This is a genomic window from Desulfofalx alkaliphila DSM 12257, assembly GCF_000711975.1.
Lineage (GTDB): Bacteria > Bacillota > Desulfotomaculia > Desulfotomaculales > Desulfohalotomaculaceae > Desulfofalx > Desulfofalx alkaliphila.
The window spans coordinates 1-1,307 of record NZ_JONT01000064.1; the positions used below are offsets into that span (position 1 = coordinate 1).

Genomic DNA, 1,307 nt, shown 5'->3' on the forward strand with positions numbered 1-1,307 from the left:
TAAGCCATGCCCACTTTGACGGACACCAGACCGTGATCGTATAATTAAATCACGAGAGGATGTCGATTGTGGGTAAAACAAGTAACAGATATGATGATGAATTTAAGGCTCATGCTGTTAGCCTGGTGGTAGATAAAGGCCGGCCAATAAGCGCAGTAGCCGCCGACCTTGGTGTCTCCCAGCCTGCTCTGAGAAGATGGGTAAAACTGAGTACTGAGCCAGAGGATTCGGTTGACAAGCGAATTGCCGAGCTTGAAGCTGAAAACAAAGCGCTCAAAAAAGATCTTTCGGACGCAAAGGATACCGTTGAAGTGCTAAAAAAGTCCGTAGCCATTTTCATAAAACCGTAGAAGCAGCTACACCCAGTGAGAAATATGAATTCATCAAAGCTCACGCCTCCGGGCATTCTGTGGTGAAAATGTGCGATTTATTGAAAGTGTCCCGGAGCGGGTATTATGATTGGATGGGCAGGTCGCCATCTGAGCGATCTCGCAAGCATGCAAGGATTCTGAAAAAGATTAAGGCTATCCATAAAAAGTTCCCTATGTACGGCGTGGATCCTATTTGGGCTGAGGTAAAAGAATCAATCCCCTGCAGTCGCGGCACAGTTTATCGACTGATGCGAGAGCATGGAATACAGTCAAAGCGTAAGAGTAAGTGGAAAGCTACGACCAACAGTAAGCATAACCTGCCTGTTGCCCCAAATTTACTGAACCAGGACTTTGATGTTGAAACTCCCAACACTGTTTGGGTTAGCGATATAACCTATAATTGGACTGAAGAAGGATGGCTCTACACCGCTATTATCAAAGATTTATGTACAAAAGAGATTGTTGGATATGCAATGGACAAAAGAATGACAAAAAAGCTTGTGATCAAAGCACTATTGATGGCGCTAAGGAAAGCCAAACCTGGTTCCGACCTAATTTTTCACTCCGACCGCGGTAGTCAATATTGCTCTAAAGCTTTTCGAGCTCTACTTGAAGAGCACCAAATCCGTCAAAGCATGAGTCGCAAGGGCAATCCCTATGATAATGCACCAGCAGAGAACTTCTTCAGCTGCTTAAAGTGTGAATGTACTAACTTCCTGCATTTTAGAACCAGAAGAGACGCTAAACAAACGATTTTCGAGTACATTGAGATCTACTACAATAGGCAAAGACGACATGCCGCATTAGGGTGGATTAGCCCGCTGAAATACAAGCATCAACTGGCCGCTATGGCGGCTTAAAATGAACTAGCTAGCAAATGAAAGAAAATCTAAGCTACGTACACGCAATGGTGTCCAGAAAACTGAGAATGGCTCA

Annotated in this window: 2 protein-coding genes; both read left to right on the forward strand. The window is 44.5% G+C overall.

The annotated features are described in order from the left end of the window. Positions 1-68 precede the first annotated feature (68 nt). Positions 69-350, forward strand: a complete 282-nt coding sequence (locus BR02_RS0113115; RefSeq protein ID WP_157834988.1) for a transposase — start codon at positions 69-71, stop codon at positions 348-350. 32 nt (positions 351-382) lie between these two features. Continuing rightward, positions 383-1,231, forward strand: a complete 849-nt coding sequence (locus BR02_RS0113120; RefSeq protein ID WP_114638901.1) for an IS3 family transposase — start codon at positions 383-385, stop codon at positions 1,229-1,231. Positions 1,232-1,307 lie beyond the last annotated feature (76 nt).